Genomic DNA, 17,405 nt, shown 5'->3' with positions numbered 1-17,405 from the left:
GGCTTAGAGGCACATGTCATAAGTCAAACCGACCAAGAAGGCAAAGAACGCCTTCGTGGCCGATTCGCCTTATGCCACCCGCCTCTGAGCAAAGCTCCTCCGCTTTTCTTCCCGCAGGCTTGCCCAGGAGGCTCACGGGCTACCCGCGGAAAGCGAAGTCTTGCACGGAAATCATTAGCGGCATTAAAAGTCTATACTGAAATTGTTCGTGTTTATATGGTGGTTTTTTAGTTTCGCCCCAGCCTCTTTCTTTTCTGCGAACCCCGATTTTCAAAAGCAAAAAACCATCTCAATACTAATTATTGAAATGGTTTCCCTTATCTATTCTTCTTCATATGACGGATCACTGATGATGATTTCAACTCTTCTATTCTTTTGCAAGTTCTCTGCAGTATCGTTCGGTGCGATCGGACGTGTATCACCATACCCTACTGCAATAAAGCGTTTGGGATCAAGCCCTTGTTCCTGAGTCAAGTAACGGATCACAGCACTGGCACGAGCTGATGACAACTCCCAGTTGGAAGGAAATTGATAGGTGGAAATAGGTCTGTCATCCGTGTGCCCTTCCACTTTTACAAAATTGGGGATTCGCGACATCAAGTCTGCGACCTTGTTTAAAAATGGATAGGACGCTCCGAGAATCGTTGCTTCACCGGAAGCGAAGAGTGCCTGCTCCTGAAGGACAAGGACGACTCCCCTTTCAGTTCTCGTCGCAACTACGACATCACTTAATTGGCTTTCTTTTAAGTAAGCTTGGATTTCAGTGAGTAATTCCTGAAGGTCTCTATCGCGCTGTTCTCTTGTATCTTCTTTATTTTCATTCATTTCTAATTCAGGGTCGCCTGAAGGTTTTTCAAATGGAATGACAGAAGGATAGAATTCCAGGATCTGCTTCTGTTGAAATGAATCTGCAATGGCCCTGAATTTCACGATATCAATCTGCGACATTGAAAAGAGCAGAATAAAGAATACAAGAATAAGAGTAATCAAATCTGAAAAAGTCACCATCCATCTCGGTGCACTTGATTTAGGCTCAGGCGGTTTTCTTCTACGCCTCATCGAGAGATGCCCCCTCCTGCTCCTTTACTGCATGTTTCAGCAGTTCGTCATGAGACAGAAAGACTTTGAGCTTTTCCTCGAGTATGCGGGGATTCTGACCAGATTGAACCCCTACCACGCCTTCGATAACGATTTGCTTCATGAACACTTCTTTTTCTGTACGCATGGCTAATTTAGATGCCATAGGAATGAAAACAAGGTTGGCAAGCAATGATCCATACAGGGTCGTCAAGAGCGCAATCGCCATATTTGGTCCCAAGGAAGACGGATCATTCAGGTTTTTAAGCATGAGGACGAGGCCGATCAGGGTACCGATCATCCCCCATGCAGGTGCGTATTCGCCTGCTTTATCCAATAAGCTTCTGCTCTTGCGGTGACGCTCTTCCAGTGCGATTATTTCGGCATTCATGATATCTGTAATCATGTCCGGCTCGATTCCATCAACAGCTAGAAGAACACCTTTTCGTATGAAAGGGTCCTCAATTTCTTCCACTTCCGCCTCTAATGCCAGGAGACCTTCTCTTCTAGCCTTTTCAGAGAGCATGATGAAGGTGCGAATCAATCCATGGATGTCATAATCCTCATCCCGGAACGATTCGCGCATGACTTTTCCCAAACCTTTTAGTTCTTTGAGTGAGAAACTGACTAGCATGGCAGCCATCAAACCGCCAATGACAATAAAAATAGAGGGAAGGTCCACGAATGAACCAAACCCTGGAAGCCCTGCGTTTGTAATGATGGCAAAAGCTACAAATAGAAAGCCTGCGACTACCCCGATAGGCGTAAGAACATCAATCTTCTTCATTTTGACTCTCCCTGTACATAAGTTCATTTTGTCTTATCTATATCTACTATATCGACAAAAAACTTATTTTGTTGAGCCTCGATGTTCAATACGGTGAGGTAGTACCACTGTTTCTTCTTCAACAGTTTCTTTGTTCATATATTTCGTCAGAAGTCTCATCGCAACAGCACCGATATCATACAACGGCTGCACGACTGACGTCAGCTGCGGTCTTACCATGAGTGCAAGTCTTGTATTATCAAAGCTGATGATTTCCACATTTTCCGGTATCGTTACACCACTGTCCTGTGCACCGTGTACGACGCCAAGAGCCGTTTCATCATTCCCTACAAAGATCGCTGTCGGTTTTTCATCCAGGTCAGCGAATTTCTGCCAGGCTTCAAGACCGGAGTCATATGTGTATTCCCCCTCGATCACAAGGCCATCGTTGAATTCCACTCCTGCTGAACCTAAAGCTTCTCTATATCCCTCAAGTTTAAACTTCATGTTGATGGTATCGTGGAAAGGACCGCTCACAAACCCGATTCGTTTATGACCTTTATCAAGCAGCTCTTTCACTGCATCATATGTCGCTGCCTTATAGTCAATGTTTACAGAGGGAACTGTATTGGTTTCTTCAACAGCACCGGCAAGTACGATCGGGACAGGAGAACGTTCAAACTCCTGGACATGCTCCTCAGAAATATGCCCGCCCATGAAGAGGATGCCATCGACTTGTTTTCCAAGCATCGTGTTTAACAGATGCAGTTCCTTTTCCGAATTTTGATCGGAGTTGCTTAAGATGATATTGTATTTATACATTGTGGCAATATCCTCGATCCCGCGCGCCAGTTCAGCATAGAAGATATTTGAAATATCCGGGATGATGACTCCGACTGTCGTGGTCTTTTTACTGGCAAGTCCTCTGGCTACCGCATTTGGACGGTATCCTAAGCGGTCGATGACCTCAAGTACTTTTTTTCTTGTTGCAGGTTTTACATTCGGGTTTCCATTTACTACACGTGATACTGTGGCCATCGAGACGTTTGCTTCCCGCGCTACATCGTATATTGTTATATTCATTATTGACACTCCTTCAACTTCTCAACTTGTTATTGTTATTTTACACTAAACACTCCATAAGAAAAAAGCGATTACAATAGTTTGTTAAAAAATGCACATATTTTGTATGAAAAGATCCATTATAACAGTGTTTAGTCTATTTATCTGCAATTATGTAGATTATCATACGACAGACTTTATCTAACTGCAATGATGGAGATTTAAAATTGTCTTCCTTTTAACGCCGCTTTTGATTTCCGTGGAAGACTTCGCTTTCCGCGGGCGGTTGGTGAGCCTCCTCGTCGCTGCGCTCCTGCGGGGTCTCACCTAACACGCTTTTCCCGCAGGAGTCTTCGTCTTCCACTCCAATCAAAAGCTGGAGAGAACTCAAACCACAATTGCTTTACTTACAATACCTATATGAACTTTTCAAACTAAAAAGGCTGGACCCTTGAGAAGTCCAGCCTTTTTTCTATACCCCGGTTCGGGTGGTTTAAACGTTGATTGTGCGGCCTTTTAGTAGTTCTTGGTAGAAGTGATCGAATTGGTCCAGGTCCATTTGCTGTGCTGAGTCGGATAGGGCTACAGCTGGATCGGGATGCACTTCTGCCATGACGCCGTCTGCTCCGATTGCAATGGCTGCTTTCGCAGTCGGCAGGAGCAGGTCCCTGCGTCCAGTGGAGTGTGTGACGTCCACGAATACAGGAAGATGCGTTTCTTGTTTGAGAATCGGAACAGCTGAGATATCCAGCGTGTTTCGTGTCGCTTTCTCATACGTACGGATGCCTCGTTCACACAAGATGATGTCCCCGTTGCCTTGAGAAATGATATATTCAGCTGCATTGATGAATTCATCAATCGTTGCAGCCAGGCCTCTTTTTAATAATACAGGCTTTTTCACGGCACCTGCAGCTTTTAACAATTCGAAGTTCTGCATGTTTCGCGCACCGATTTGAATGACATCAATGTATTCAATTGCCTGCTCGATATCTGCAGGATTTACGATTTCACTGACGACAGCCAGATCATATTCGTCCGCTACCTTCTTAAGAATCTTCAATCCTTCGATTCCAAGACCTTGGAAGTCGTATGGAGAGGTTCTTGGTTTGAACGCCCCGCCTCGAAGCAGTTTTAATCCCTTTGCTTTAACTGCTTGCGCCACCTGGGCTACTTGCTCATAGGATTCGACAGCACATGGACCGAAGATGAAATGAGGATTTCCATCACCGATAGAATCTCCATTGATATTCACAATCGTGTCTTCTGCCTTTTTCTTACGTGAAACTAATAAAGCCTTCCGATGATCATCTTTCTGCAATTCTAAACCAGCTTTAAAGACCTCTTTAAAAATATGTTCAATGGTTGAATGTTCAAAAGGACCATTGTTATTTTCCTTAATCAGGTCAAGCATTCCTCTTTCACGAACAGGATCATATCGGTATACTCCTTGCTTTTCTTTCACGCGCCCGATTTCTTGAACCAGCTTTGCACGTTCATTAATGGTGTCTAATAGTTTTAAGTTCATCTCGTCGACTTTTTTTCGTAATTGATCGAGCTCTTGATTACTCACAATACAGCACCCTTTCTTGATTTAATCCTGTTCATACATAAAAAACTGTATTAGTTTTATGAAAGTATGATACATTTTTTATAGATATTGAAACTAATTATAATAGAAGAATTCCCAAATGTCACGATAAATTTCTTTATTAATTAAACGCTTTTAAGCACTAAAGTATTTTAGTATCATATGAGACTGGTCAAAAGTAGGTGTATACTATGCAAAAAATTTTTTCATTAGATATAGGGACCCGTTCCGTCGTCGGCATCATTTTAGAAGAAAGGGACGGGAATTACCATGTATCTGACATTGAAGTAGAAGAACATAAGGAACGGGCGATGCTGGATGGTCAAATCCATGATGTCCCCGCAGTTTCAGATGTCATTTCATCCATCAAGAAGAAACTCGAAGAAAAGCATGGACCGCTTCATAAAGTATGTGTCGCTGCAGCCGGAAGAGCGTTGAAAACGGAAAAAGCACTTGCTTCTTTTTCCATTAAAGGCAAGCCCCTTCTTAAGAAAGAAGATATTCTCCATCTGGAACTCAGTGCCGTCCAGAAGGCCCAAGCGCAGGCAGCAGATAATGAGAACGACGATAAAAGCTATCATTACTATTGCGTCGGCTACTCCGTGTTATATTACCGTTTGGACGGGGAGGGAATTGGCAGTCTGATCGATCAGCAAGGTGATGAGGCAAGTGCGGAAATCATTGCTACCTTCCTTCCGAGAGTTGTAGTTGAATCCCTTCTGGCAGCGTTAAATCGGGCAGGTCTTGAAATGGAGGCATTGACGCTCGAACCGATTGCAGCAATCAATGTCTTGATCCCTCAATCCATGCGAAGATTGAATGTCGCCCTGGTCGACATAGGAGCGGGAACGTCTGATATCGCCCTGACAAACAAAGGGACCGTCACCGCATACGGGATGGTGCCGACGGCCGGAGATGAAATCACCGAGGCCCTCAGTGATGCATTATTGCTCGATTTCCCATTGGCGGAAAAAGCGAAAAGGGAACTCCATCAATCCGATAACATTACGGTGACCGACATTTTAGGCTTTGAAACAGAGCTTGCCGTTCAGGACGTGGTGGAGAAAATACACTCTTCCATTGAAATCCTTGCAGAGAAGATCTCTCATGAAATTCTTCTATTAAACAATCAAAAGTCTCCCCAGGCAGTCATGCTTGTCGGAGGAGGAAGCCTGACACCGGAATTGCCTGGAGAATTGGCCAGAGCCCTGAATCTTCCGCAAAACAGAGTAGCCGTAAGAGGAATCGAAGCCATACAGAATTTATCCTTTACAGACCTTCTAGCGAAAGGACCTGAACTGGTTACACCCGTCGGAATTGCGATTGCAGCAAAACAAGCCCCCGTCCAATACGTAACCATTCATGTCAATGATCAGCCCATCCGATTGTTTGAGGTAAAAGATTTAACAATCGGGGATGGTTTACTTGCTGCAGGTTTGAAAATTAACAAGCTTTACGGAAAGCCGGGAAATGCCTATTTCATCACCGTCAATGGCCAGGAAATCACTCTTCCCGGAGGCTACGGACTCCCTCCTGTGATTACTAAAAACGGGAAAGAAGCCTCGGTGGACGACAAACTGAGAAACCATGACAGGGTAACCGTCATTAAAGGAGAAGACGGGACCTCCCCTTCTGTAAAAATAGCAGAGTTAGTGGATGACCTTCCGGTTAAGAATCTCTTAATCAATGATAAACCGCATACCATTTCACCGATGCTATTAAGGAATGGAAAGAATGTTTCACTCGAAGAAAAGATCCTAGATGGCGACACCATTCACTATGAGGCCAGAGAAACAATTGCAGATGCATTAAAAAAGCTCGGTTATGAAACGTGGCTGGATAAATGGAAGCCGTTCCGCCTTACCATCAACGGAAAAGAAACATTCATACCATCATTTAGCGGAAAGGTGTTTGTGAATGGGATGGAAGCTAAACCTTCTGCAATATTTTCTCATAATGACAAAATTACACTAAAAGATCCTGAGAAGCCTACAGTGAAACAATTACTCATGAAAAGAAGTGAATTCAGGGAAAGCTCGATCGAGGTCATGTTCAACGGCTCTCCGGTGATCCTGAAACAAGAAGCCAAGGTTTTCAAAGAAGGCAGGCCATTGAATCCGGATGATACCGTGAATTCTGGAGATACGCTGACAATTGAAGAAAAAACGGGTCATTCTTTCATCTTTCAGGATGTCTTTAATCATGTGGAAGTCGCCATGCCTGCAAGCGGAAATGCCTCCTTTCAGCTAGTGAGGAATGGAGAAGAAACAACTTTTTATGAAGAAATACAAGCTGGAGACAGTCTCGAAATACGATGGACAAATGCTTATAAAAAATAAGACATAAAAAACTGGCGTAAACGCCAGTTTTTTATGTTATGATCCAATCTGTCCAGGGACACTGCTCGGCTTATTCGTACTGTGGACATTTTCGTTGCTCGAGGATGGAGTTGACGTCGATGTAGATGAAGTTTGTGAAGGTTCAGACGTCACTTCTTCACCTGCTTCCTTTACTTTACTGCCGATATCCTTAAGATCCTCAGCAGCCTCTTTTGTTGTCGCGATTATTTCAGAAGAGTCATCTTTTACCTGGTTCACTTGATCGATGACGTCCCCGTTTACTTTTTCGTAAAGCTTTTGAGCGTCATTGATCGCTTCTTTCAATACAGAAGAAGCCGACTTGATTCGCTCCTGCCAGTCATTCATGACTCCTGAGGGATTTTCTTTCACTTTTGAGACCATGCCCATTGTGGAATCCTTTACGGAACTCGTATTTGTTGAAATCTTCTTTCTTGTATTCTTGTCCATCATGGCTACCGCTCCGCCCACGACAGCTCCGAGTACGATTCCTTTTACAAGCTTGCCGCTTCTCTTATCCTTTACGGTAGGGATTTGATTTACATTGTTTGTTTCAGTAGTTTGACTTTGGTAAGACTGTACCATATTAATTGATCCTCCTATAGTTTTATTGGTTTGTTATTACGTTTAATTCCCCTTCCCGGTGCAAATAAACTTTTATTGGGGAAATTCCTATTATTACCGATGTTGGTTTGTTTTTTTACTGATAAGTATAGAGATACACTTTGAACACCGCTTTTGATTTCCGTGGAAGACTCCGCTTTCCGCGGGCGGTTGGTGAGCCTCCTCGTCGCTAAAGCTCCTGCGGGGTCTCACCTAACTCGCTATTCCCGCAGGAGTCTTCGTCTTCCACTCCAATCAAAAGCTGGAACCACCTGAAATAAATAATGTAAAATACCCACTACTATTTCCCTGAGCAATACAATTAACATCTCAATAGAAGTACCAATTCCAAACAAAGTTCAGGAAAATCTAAAGAAATAAAAAAGAACCTGCACATTGCAGATTCTTTTTATAATTTACTAAGTTCCTTTTCGGTGATATGCCAGTGGGAGGCGTTCCAGCCTGGTTTGCCGTCGATGAATAGGAATACTTGGGGGGATTCGTGTCTGATTCCGTATTTTTCGGCAATGTGATTGGAGAGTTCCCTGGATTCCTGGACCGCCAGATAAAAGCCCTCTTCTTCTCTATTATTGTTTAGGAACGCTTGATAATCAGTAAATGCATTTGAACTGATCGGACAAGTTAAACTGTGCTTCATAAAGAAAAAACGCGGCTTCGTTTCTGCAAGTTGCTCAAATTGCTGAACGGTTTCGATCTTTTGCATCTTCAATATTCATCCTTTCTTTCACAATTCCTTTTACAGTTGGTTTTTGTGGTCAAGAATAGCCTGCACTAAAAAGCGGCGAAGTAATCATATCACTTCACCGCTCGTCAGGACAAATATTATTGATTATATGTTTTTTCTGTTTGATCAAAAGCTTTTTTCGTTTCCTCAAGCTTTTGGTTCACATTATCAGTTTCCTGAACAGGCGTTGCATCTCCCACAGGTACTTCCTGAAGTTCGTCATTTACATTTTCAGTATTGTTCTTTGAACGGTAAGAATTGAACTTATCTTTCACTGTATTGGATTGTTCCTGCACAGTCTTGGAAAGTGCAGCAGATTTTTCCTTGGCTACAGCAGCTAACTCATTGCTCTTCTCAACCGCTGTATCTTTCCATTGACCGGATTTTTCTTTAATCACAACAGCCTGTTCATTAAGGTCGTTGCGTAAATCCTTACCAGATTTAGGAGCCAGTAAAAGCGCTGTTGCCGCTCCGACAATCCCTCCGATCAATGTACCGATCATAAAGTCCTTTGAGTTGATGTTATTGCTGTCGTTTGTTTGCTGGTTTTGGTTTTGATTTTGGTTTTGTGTCATTTAAAAATTCCCCTCTCCTAATTGTTATAAGATCTTGCTCTTTTAATCAATTTTTCACGAGATTGAACTTCTTCTGGTGTGGTTTTGGTTTGATTATGAACAGCTTTATCAGAAAGACTCTGCTGTTGTCCCTTTTTTTGCTTCCATTTGTCCTTTAGCTCGATAATCGCATTCCCCCACTGAACCACTTGTGAAATCTTACCCTGGTTCTTTTCAAGTTCAGTAGAAATGGATGTGCTCACTTTCTTTACCGAGTTATTAAGATTTTGAATGGAATGACCTACATCCTTTACTGCATAAACAACGGTGTTTAAATCCTCAGACTTACGCTGGATATCCTCGGCTAACAAATTTGTTTTATGTAGTAATTCAGTAGACTCTTTCGTCACTCCCTGAAGCTGGGATTCAAGACCGTTCAGCGTAGTGGATACACTGTCGAGTGTCGTTCCCATGGATTTCAAGGTTTTCATAACGCTGATTACTAAAATGAAGAAAGCAATTGCTATGACAGCTACACTTAGATAAAGAATTATTTCCATATAGTACACCTCCATATATAAAAATTCTTTACCCACCTTATACACAAATTAAACATTATACTAGGATTTCTTCCTTTGAAAGGTAAATTCCTGCTTAATATTAAAAATACTTTTTTATCTTTTCTAATTTTCTTTTTAATCATCCCGGTAAAATTTGGGGTACAATAAGGATTGATATTTATATATAGGGGGTTAAACAAATGAAAGATCCGCGTATTGAAAAACTGGCCCGTAATTTAATTCAGTATTCAGTCCAATTACAGCCTGGTGAAAAAGTTCTGATTGAAAACTTCGGTTTACAGCGTGAATTGGTCACTGCACTCGTTAAAGAAGCATATAATGCAGGCGGCTTCCCGTTTGTAGCGATTAAAGATCACTCGGTGGACCGCGCACTATTAATGGGGGCCAAGGAAGAACAATACAATATGATGGCTGATTTCGAAGCGAATGTCATGAAGGATATGGACGCATATATCGGACTCCGTTCTGGTGAGAATATCAGTGAGCAATCGGATGTTCCAGATGAAAAAATGAAGATACATGGAAATACGATCGGCAAGAAAGTACATAGGGAAATCCGCGTTCCTAAGAAGAAATGGGTGGTCCTGCGCTATCCTAATGCATCAATGGCCCAGCTGGCAAAAATGAGCACCGAAGCATTTGAAGACTTTTACTTTAATGTCTGCAACCTTGATTACAGTAAAATGGACAAGGCAATGGACAACCTCGTTGAACTTATGAATAAAACGGACAAAGTCCGCATGACGGGAGAAGGTACAGACCTTACATTCTCCATCAAGGATATACCTGCCGTTAAATGTGCGGGACGATTAAACATCCCGGACGGGGAAGTCTACTCGGCACCAGTGAAAGATTCTGTAAATGGAATCATTTCTTACAATACTCCATCACCATATAATGGCTTTACGTTTGAGAATGTAAAGCTTACATTCAAAGACGGCAAGATTGTCGAAGCGTCTGCCAATGATAGTGAAAGAATCAATAAAATATTCGATACGGATGAAGGGGCGAGATATGTGGGAGAATTTGCAATCGGGGTCAACCCGTATATCCAGCACCCGATGCAGGACATCTTGTTTGATGAAAAAATCGACGGGAGCTTCCACTTCACTCCGGGTGAGTGCTATGAAGATGCGTATAATGGAAATCACTCCAATATCCACTGGGACATGGTCATGATTCAACGACCTGAATACGGAGGAGGAGAAATCTACTTCGACGATGTACTGATTCGCAAAGACGGTAAATTCGTCCTTCCGGAACTCGAAGTACTGAATCCGGAAAACTTGAAGTAACAAGAAATCCGGAGGCGGCTCGCTTAAAGGCGACAAGCACAAGATGAATGGGCCGGGAAGGCGCTCTTTGCCTTCATGGACCATTTAGCTTATGACCTCGAGCCTCTAGCCACCGGAGCTAGAAATCAAAATTAAAGGCCCGTCCCTCATCGTTTAAAGCGATGAGGGACGGGCCTTTAAATTGGAAGCCGACCGCATTAGGGCCGGCTTTATATGATTAGTTTTCTGCTAATTTCTCTTTTAGTGTCGTTTCGTATGCTTCTTGGAACTTTTGAACATCTCCCGCTCCCATGAAGATCAGGACACTGTTCTCATGCACCAATAGAGGCGTAGTATCGTGTTCATCGATAATCTCGGATCCTTCAATTTTACTTTGCAGATCTTGAATCGACAGCTTGCCATGATTTTCCCTTGCTGAACCGAAAATCTCACATAGATACACTTTATCTGCCATATCCAGGCTTTCTGCAAACTCTGAAAGGAAGGTTTGAGTACGGGTGAAAGTATGCGGCTGGAATACAGCGATGATATCCTTCTCCGGATATTTTTGTCGCGCGGAATCCACCGTAGCCTTGATCTCCGTAGGATGATGAGCATAGTCATCAATCAGGATTTGAGATCCGATTTCCTTTTCAGAGAAACGGCGTTTTACACCTTTGAAGCTGCTCAATCTTTCCTGCACCACGGCAGTATCAAGCTCTTCGTAGTGGCAAATCGCAATCACGGACAATGCATTCATGATATTGTGATCGCCAAATGTAGGGATTTTAAAGCTTGCATAGAATTCATTACGTACAAATACATCGAAGGAAGTACCTTCGCGGTCACGGTTCACGTTTCTTGCCTGAAAATCATTTTCTTCAGCGAAACCATAAAAGACGACCGGTACCTGAGCTTGTATCTTCTGTAATTGTTCATCATCGCCGCAAGCAATAATGCCTTTTTTCACTTGCATCGCCATCTCCTGGAATGCAGAGAAGACATCATCGACATTGGCAAAATAGTCAGGGTGATCAAAATCGATATTCGTCATGATCGCATAGTCAGGATAATAGGATAAGAAATGACGACGATATTCGCATGCTTCAAAAACAAAATATTGAGCATCCACTTCCCCCTTACCTGTACCGTCACCGATCAGATACGAAGTAGGCTTCGCACCGCTGATCACGTGCGCCAGAAGGCCTGTTGTGGATGTTTTCCCATGCGCCCCTGTCACCGCTACGCTTGTAAACTTCTGCATAAAGTCCCCAAGGAATTTATGATATCGCGTGATCGGCACTCCTTGTTCGATTGCCGCTTCAATTTCCTCATGTGTATCAGGAAATGCATTTCCTGCTATCACATGCATATCCCCTCCGATATTTTCTTTCTGGAAAGGAAGGATTTTTATATTTGATTCATCTAAAGACTTTTGAGTAAAGAAATATTTATCTACATCAGATCCTTGGACCTCGTAGTCCATATCGTGGAGTATTTGGGCTAATGCACTCATACCCGAACCCTTGATTCCTACGAAATGATATATAGTCATAATAGAACCTCCAACAATCATCTATCTAAAGCATTATATGAAATGTATATTTTTTTGCTATCCGTATGGCTATGGACATGAGATACCGAGAAAAGCGCAAGTGCCTTGTTCAGCCCAGACAAACGCTTCAGGGCGGACCGAAACGTCTCGAGGGGCTGGGCGCTGGCCATCCCTCAAATTTCAGGTAAACTTTCTTATAATTTGAAATATCCTGCGGCAGACTGCCGCTGTCTTTCTAAGTATAAGGGAGTTCAAGGAGAATGGCTACTTTTGCCAACCTTTCTGAAAGATTACTTGTTTCTTTCAACTTGAACATTATATCACTTTTTAACCCCACTGACCATGAACAGCCTAGGATTGACCCTTAAGGATATATGACGGAGCTTCTTCTTTTAGAAATGTCCTCCATAATACTCCAGTTTCATGATTCTTTTGATGGTAATGTTTTTTTATCTCTGCCTGTACATCATTGCTTCCTGCCTGAAATACAGGTCCTATGAGCCACTGATCTGTTACGAGAGGGACTTTTCTCATAAAAGAAAGGGAACCAGGCTGTATTTCTTCGCTTACCCGCTCACCGGTTGTTTTTACGCATTCTTTCTGGTCATGAATGATGTGTTCAGCTGTGATTAAAACTTCATTATCTCCTGAATGGATGTCCGTGACCATCAATGGTTCAGGGGGAGCCGTCAGCAGCAGCGCGCCCATCATTTTAACAGGTGCGCTCAGCTTTCGGGACTGCAAAAACTGAAAGAATAATGTTTGTCCTTTAATTGTTTTATAATCAAAAAGAAACCATTGGTGAAAAACATCTTCGGCTTTCTTCGACACCATCGATGGTTCCTTCAATTGAAACCGTTTTGCAAATAACATCTTAGCTCGTACTTTTTCACGTATATTGGTTTCTTTTAACGAGTATTGAAATGCTTGTTGATATAATTCATCGATTTGCTCTTCTGCAATGCGCTGTTTCTTTATACGATATTGACTTAAATCCAAGAGTTCCTTATCCTGCATGCTCTCACCTATTCGAATTCAACTTTTTCAAGCCTTGCATTAGGACGAAGCTTCCTGCCGGCTTTTGCTTGGTGTACACCGTCAAGCGTGACGTTATCACCTGTAAAGGCGACGTGGATTTTAAGCAGGCTGCTGCCGATCCCATACACATCAACCGGCACCCTGTTCTCTTCAAATTCACGGATCCTCTTCTCGTTGAAGCCTCCCGTTACCACAATCTTCACATGTTGATATCCTTCTTCATCCAAGGCTTTTCTGAGTGCAAAAATCAATTCACTGTTCACTCCCCGCGGATCGAACGTTCCGAGCACATGCTGATTGCGAAGGAAGTATTTATCGATCATCATCCGGGACGTATCTACTCGTACCCCTTTTAGATCAGAACCAAACTCCCTGGCAACATTCAATGCATCGGTAATCACATCATTGTTGTAATCGACCAGCGCAATCAGCTCATCCTCAGGGAAGGTTTCCTGATAAGCCTTGGCTGCTTCCACGATATCTCCATTAAATAACTGGATCAAGGCATGAGGCATCGTGCCCATCCCCTGTTTACCCCACCATTCATTCATTGCATGGGTTGCCTGGGCGGTAGATCCACCGATAAAGGCGGCATACCCGTCTCCAGCCTGCTGGGTGTAGTGGTCATCTCGGTCACCCATGAAAATGACCGGCTTCTGTTCACCGGAAAGGGCAGCTGCTTTCATCACGTTATAAACACTTGTTGCAACGGATGTTCTTCTTGCGAGAATCCCATCAATGATCCCCTCCAGGTAACCGAAATCCTGGTAACGCCCTGTTATCGTCAGTACAGTTTCAAATGGAGAAATTTGATCTCCATCCTTCAAAGAGTGGATGTCAAGATTCTCAGGCTGATCTGCAAACGTATGTAGAAGAGCAATGACTTCATCTGTTCCGCATAGTACAGAGTGATCCTTTTGGAAAAATTGCATCGTCACGACGGCGTCAGGTTTATATTTCCGCGCGATTTCTTTCGTTTTTAAAAAGTAGACTGCAGAAAACCAGCCTTCCTTGATGCGTTCGTCAAATTTAAATGTATGATTCGTTAATCGCTTGATTTTCCCTTGAAGTTTCAATTCAATTTCTTTCATCATAAAGCTCCTTATGGCTTCCCAAAAAAATAGGTATTCTGTTTACATCATAAACAGAATACCATGTATTAAATGTTTGTACTAGTCTATGCCAATGTCTCCAATTCGCTCTCCGAAATAAGGACATCCCTTGGTTTACTGCCTCTTGATTCTGAGATGACCCCACTCTTTTCCATCATTTCCATCAATCTTGCCGCACGGTTATAACCGATTCTGAACCGTCTTTGCAGGCTGGAAGCAGAAGCCCCTCCCTGGTCGATGACAAATTCACATGCTTCGAAGAACAGTTCATCTTCTTCTTCCGTGACCTGAGCTTTCTTGATCAGTTCATCCTGCTGAAAAAGATAATCAGGCTCTCTTTGCTCCCGCACATGATTGATGATTTCATCAATCTCATCATCGGAAACAAATGTGCCCTGCAGTCTCACAGGTTTTGAAGATCCATTTTCAAGGAAAAGCATGTCCCCTTTCCCCAGCAGACGTTCAGCTCCACTTCCATCAATGATTGTTCTGGAATCAACACCTGAGGAAACGGAGAATGCAACCCTTGTCGGCACATTCGCTTTAATTAATCCTGTGATGACATCAACCGATGGCCGCTGTGTTGCAATGATCAAGTGAATTCCGCAGGCACGTGCCTTCTGTGCGATACGGCAGATCGCTTCTTCTACATCTGCAGGCGACATCATCATGAGGTCCGCCAGCTCATCAATAACGATGACAAGGTATGGAAGCATATCATTGTATTGTTTGTTCCTCTTCGCCAGTTCATTGAAGCGCTTGATATCCCTCACACCCGTATGGGCAAACAATTCATACCGTCTTTCCATCTCCTCGACAGCCCACTTCAAAGCAGCTGTGGCAGCTTTCACGTCAGTGATGACCGGGCTTACAAGATGCGGGATACGGTTATATGGTGCCAGTTCCACCATCTTCGGATCGATGAGTAGAAGCTTCAATTCATCCGGTGATGCTTTATACAAAAGACTTACCAGGATTGAATTGATGCATACGCTTTTTCCTGAACCAGTGGCACCGGCGATCAGCCCATGAGGCATCTTACTCAAATCCGTCACGATCGGCTGACCAGATATATCGAGGCCGAGTGCGGCAGTCAGCGCCGATTCGGACTCTTGGAATGAAGGACTTGCAATCACCTCACTGATGCAGACGGGGCGGCTTTCCCGGTTCGGCACCTCGATCCCGATTGTATGCTTCCCTGGTATAGGCGCCTCGATGCGGATATCTTTCGCTGCAAGGCTGAGCTTAATATCATCTGCTAGATTCGTGATTTTGTTTACCTTCACCCCTGGCTCCGGCTGCACTTCGAATCGCGTAACAGACGGTCCCTGGGTGACATTGACCACTTTCGCCCTTACATTAAAGTTATGAAGCGTTTCATCCAGCAGGCTTTGTTGGGATTCAAGCCATTCCCCGCTCAGCTTCTTTGAGACGGGAGGCATCAAATAATCCATTTCCGGAAACGTATATCCTTTAGAACTTTTCACCGAAGATGCAAGTTCACTATAGCTTTTAGCGGCTTCTTCCCCCTGTACGGCATCAGACTGACTAAACTCAACCCGTGCTTCTGAATGATGCTGCTGTACCGGTTGAACAGGAGATGCATCCACTCTTTCCTCACGATTTTGGGGCGCAGAATAAACCGGTTGTCTTTCCGGCGCACCATTTGTTCTGTGGCGCTGATTCATCTGCCGTTTGTCCTGCTTCAACATCAAAACATTAAAAGGAAGATGCGATCTTTTTTTCTTCTTTGGTTCTACTTCCCGATTCTGGATCGTTTCCAGCTTCTGGTTTAATTCTTGTTTTTCAACAGGTTCTTCCGGTTCATTTTTAGAATTGGTTTCTGCTTCTTCCGGCAAAAGAGGTGCAGGTTCTTCATGATTCTGAATGTCTTCTTTTTCGATGTAAGATATATCTGGTGTTCCCTCTTCATGCAATGATGATTCTGTATTTTCTTCTGTCACTTCTTCCGTCACTTCAAGAGTCCCGGGTTCAACGGATGCAGCAGCTGCATAATCTTGCTGTGAAACTGCATACATGTCCGTTTCATTTGATTCTTCTAACACCTCAGGTTCCTGGTTGTTCTGAGGCTCTGATTCTTCCTGATACCCATTTTCCGTGAACGAAAATTCATTCCCCACCAAAGAAGCTTCTACACCTGGTTTGTTCAGGCTGTGTTCTTCATCTATCACTTCTCTGACTTCTTTGATCTCCGGTGGATACACATCAAGCTTTTCTTCCTTCACTGCTTCCCCATTATGTAAGAACTCATTCAGTTGATTTTCCACTTCACCTTTTAGAGCTGGTTTAACCGGCCTCGTTCTGAAACCGTATATCGGGGAAGGGATTTCTGTCGGACGAAACGGCCGGCTGTTTCCTTTTCCAACTTTCTTTGTCTTCGGCTTTTTGTCACCTTTTTCACTTTGGAGCTCAGACGATACGGTTTCTGAATAAGATGCCTTTTGCAGCTGGGTTTTACGCGATTTCCGTTCGATTCCTCGCACTTCGTCGCGATGCGGCTCTTGTTTGTCTTTTTGTTCGGGCTCTCTCCGTTTTCTCTGCGGGCGGGTGTCATTCACGTTTTCCCCGTCGGAGATGAGCGGGAATCGGAAGTTCCCTTTTGGATATTGATAGGTCATTCTCGCTTCTACGTCTCTTGAATGATTTAAGACTCTATTATTAAATATACGTTTTTCAGACCGTGGCTCTTTCTCTCTCTCTTCCACTTCTTCTTCAAGATATTCTTCAATCGGCTCATCTTGATCGGATAGTTTGTTCATTATTTTTTTAATCCAACTCACAATTATCACTCTTTCCTTGATACTTATCTTTTATTTTAGCAGGTAAAGAGAAAAATTCGAGTTATTTCGCTAGAATTAGAGAATTGTTAAAGAAATGTGTCGAAAGCAACATTGGTGTAATATTGTTTTGGTGGGAAAAGTTAGAATAAAGAATTAGAACTGTCTTTCATTACCGCTGTTGATTTCCGTGGAAGACTTCGCTTTCCGCGGGCGGTTGGTGAGCCTCCTCGTCGCTAAAGCTCCTGCGGGGTCTCACCTAACAAGCTTTTCCCGCAGGAGTCTTCGTCTTGCA

At 43.3% G+C, this 17,405-nt stretch carries 15 protein-coding genes; 3 read left to right on the top strand and 12 right to left on the bottom strand.

Annotated elements, in window-relative coordinates; genetic code table 11:
* Positions 1–231 (top strand): hypothetical protein (locus tag AAEO50_RS13365; protein ID WP_341984445.1); only part of this gene is annotated, 231 nt, incomplete at its 5' end.
* 90 nt (positions 232–321) lie between these two features.
* On the opposite strand, the gene motS is transcribed toward AAEO50_RS13365, so the two are convergent.
* The 4 genes from motS to AAEO50_RS13345 form a co-directional block, all read right to left on the bottom strand.
* The gene (gene motS, locus AAEO50_RS13360; RefSeq protein ID WP_341984442.1) at positions 322–1,059 is read right to left on the bottom strand and encodes a flagellar motor protein MotS; all 738 of its coding nucleotides are present in this window, start codon (positions 1,057–1,059) and stop codon (positions 322–324) included.
* On the bottom strand, positions 1,049–1,864 hold the full coding sequence (gene motP, locus AAEO50_RS13355) for a flagellar motor protein MotP (RefSeq protein WP_341984441.1): 816 nt from the start codon (positions 1,862–1,864) through the stop codon (positions 1,049–1,051). The genes motS and motP overlap by 11 nt, the downstream gene beginning before the upstream one ends.
* 63 nt (positions 1,865–1,927) lie before the next feature.
* A complete protein-coding gene (gene ccpA, locus AAEO50_RS13350; protein WP_341984439.1) occupies positions 1,928–2,926 on the bottom strand; it encodes a catabolite control protein A in 999 nt (332 codons plus the stop codon).
* A 472-nt stretch (positions 2,927–3,398) separates the two neighbouring features.
* Positions 3,399–4,475, bottom strand: a complete 1,077-nt coding sequence (locus AAEO50_RS13345) for a bifunctional 3-deoxy-7-phosphoheptulonate synthase/chorismate mutase (RefSeq protein ID WP_341984437.1) — start codon at positions 4,473–4,475, stop codon at positions 3,399–3,401.
* Positions 4,476–4,684: 209 nt separating this feature from the next.
* Here AAEO50_RS13345 and AAEO50_RS13340 point away from each other — a divergent pair, with 209 nt between their 5' ends.
* Complete coding sequence (locus tag AAEO50_RS13340) at positions 4,685–6,832, top strand: cell division FtsA domain-containing protein (protein WP_341984435.1); 2,148 nt, start codon at positions 4,685–4,687, stop codon at positions 6,830–6,832.
* A gap of 36 nt (positions 6,833–6,868) precedes the next feature.
* Here the strand turns inward: AAEO50_RS13340 and AAEO50_RS13335 are convergent, their stop codons facing one another.
* The 4 genes from AAEO50_RS13335 to AAEO50_RS13320 all read right to left on the bottom strand — a co-directional run bounded on the left by AAEO50_RS13335 (position 6,869) and on the right by AAEO50_RS13320 (position 9,312).
* Positions 6,869–7,435 carry a YtxH domain-containing protein gene (locus tag AAEO50_RS13335; RefSeq protein ID WP_341984433.1) on the bottom strand — a complete coding sequence of 189 codons (567 nt, stop codon included), beginning with the start codon at positions 7,433–7,435 and terminating at the stop codon, positions 6,869–6,871.
* Positions 7,436–7,862: 427 nt separating this feature from the next.
* Positions 7,863–8,177 (bottom strand): bacillithiol system redox-active protein YtxJ, encoded by a 315-nt coding sequence (ytxJ, locus tag AAEO50_RS13330; RefSeq protein WP_341984431.1) that lies wholly within the window; start codon positions 8,175–8,177, stop codon positions 7,863–7,865.
* 119 nt (positions 8,178–8,296) lie between these two features.
* On the bottom strand, positions 8,297–8,773 hold the full coding sequence (locus AAEO50_RS13325; protein ID WP_341984429.1) for a YtxH domain-containing protein: 477 nt from the start codon (positions 8,771–8,773) through the stop codon (positions 8,297–8,299).
* 17 nt (positions 8,774–8,790) lie between these two features.
* Entirely contained in the window at positions 8,791–9,312 is a 522-nt protein-coding gene (locus AAEO50_RS13320; protein ID WP_341984427.1) for a DUF948 domain-containing protein, read from the bottom strand.
* Between the two features lie 200 nt (positions 9,313–9,512).
* Here AAEO50_RS13320 and AAEO50_RS13315 point away from each other — a divergent pair, with 200 nt between their 5' ends.
* Positions 9,513–10,628, top strand: coding sequence for an aminopeptidase (locus AAEO50_RS13315; protein WP_341984425.1), 1,116 nt, complete (start codon positions 9,513–9,515; stop codon positions 10,626–10,628).
* Between the two features lie 217 nt (positions 10,629–10,845).
* On the opposite strand, the gene murC is transcribed toward AAEO50_RS13315, so the two are convergent.
* The 4 genes from murC to AAEO50_RS13295 all read right to left on the bottom strand — a co-directional run bounded on the left by murC (position 10,846) and on the right by AAEO50_RS13295 (position 17,113).
* Positions 10,846–12,162, bottom strand: coding sequence for a UDP-N-acetylmuramate--L-alanine ligase (gene murC / locus AAEO50_RS13310; RefSeq protein WP_341984424.1), 1,317 nt, complete (start codon positions 12,160–12,162; stop codon positions 10,846–10,848).
* A 351-nt stretch (positions 12,163–12,513) separates the two neighbouring features.
* The gene (locus AAEO50_RS13305) at positions 12,514–13,179 is read right to left on the bottom strand and encodes a hypothetical protein (protein WP_341984422.1); all 666 of its coding nucleotides are present in this window, start codon (positions 13,177–13,179) and stop codon (positions 12,514–12,516) included.
* An 8-nt stretch (positions 13,180–13,187) separates the two neighbouring features.
* On the bottom strand, positions 13,188–14,291 hold the full coding sequence (locus tag AAEO50_RS13300; RefSeq protein WP_341984420.1) for a nicotinate phosphoribosyltransferase: 1,104 nt from the start codon (positions 14,289–14,291) through the stop codon (positions 13,188–13,190).
* Positions 14,292–14,377: 86 nt separating this feature from the next.
* A complete protein-coding gene (locus AAEO50_RS13295) occupies positions 14,378–17,113 on the bottom strand; it encodes a DNA translocase FtsK (RefSeq protein ID WP_341984418.1) in 2,736 nt (911 codons plus the stop codon).
* Positions 17,114–17,405: the final 292 nt, after the last annotated feature.

It is taken from the genome of Rossellomorea oryzaecorticis (assembly GCF_038405515.1).
GTDB lineage: Bacteria > Bacillota > Bacilli > Bacillales > Bacillaceae_B > Rossellomorea > Rossellomorea oryzaecorticis_A.
The sequence above is the reverse complement of the archived record's forward strand: the minus strand, read 5'-3'. Positions and strand labels throughout refer to the sequence as shown.

Excerpts from the sequence above, each read along its gene's own strand:
- motS (WP_341984442.1), bottom strand. The coding sequence starts at position 1,059 with ATGAGGCGTAGAAGAAAACCGCCTGAGCCTAAATCAAGTGCACCGAGA.
- motP (WP_341984441.1), bottom strand. The coding sequence starts at position 1,864 with ATGAAGAAGATTGATGTTCTTACGCCTATCGGGGTAGTCGCAGGCTTT.
- ccpA (WP_341984439.1), bottom strand. The coding sequence starts at position 2,926 with ATGAATATAACAATATACGATGTAGCGCGGGAAGCAAACGTCTCGATG.
- AAEO50_RS13340 (WP_341984435.1), top strand. The coding sequence starts at position 4,685 with ATGCAAAAAATTTTTTCATTAGATATAGGGACCCGTTCCGTCGTCGGC.
- AAEO50_RS13335 (WP_341984433.1), bottom strand. The coding sequence starts at position 7,435 with ATGGTACAGTCTTACCAAAGTCAAACTACTGAAACAAACAATGTAAAT.
- ytxJ (WP_341984431.1), bottom strand. The coding sequence starts at position 8,177 with ATGCAAAAGATCGAAACCGTTCAGCAATTTGAGCAACTTGCAGAAACG.
- AAEO50_RS13325 (WP_341984429.1), bottom strand. The coding sequence starts at position 8,773 with ATGACACAAAACCAAAATCAAAACCAAAACCAGCAAACAAACGACAGC.
- AAEO50_RS13320 (WP_341984427.1), bottom strand. The coding sequence starts at position 9,312 with ATGGAAATAATTCTTTATCTAAGTGTAGCTGTCATAGCAATTGCTTTC.
- AAEO50_RS13315 (WP_341984425.1), top strand. The coding sequence starts at position 9,513 with ATGAAAGATCCGCGTATTGAAAAACTGGCCCGTAATTTAATTCAGTAT.
- murC (WP_341984424.1), bottom strand. The coding sequence starts at position 12,162 with ATGACTATATATCATTTCGTAGGAATCAAGGGTTCGGGTATGAGTGCA.
- AAEO50_RS13305 (WP_341984422.1), bottom strand. The coding sequence starts at position 13,179 with ATGCAGGATAAGGAACTCTTGGATTTAAGTCAATATCGTATAAAGAAA.
- AAEO50_RS13300 (WP_341984420.1), bottom strand. The coding sequence starts at position 14,291 with ATGAAAGAAATTGAATTGAAACTTCAAGGGAAAATCAAGCGATTAACG.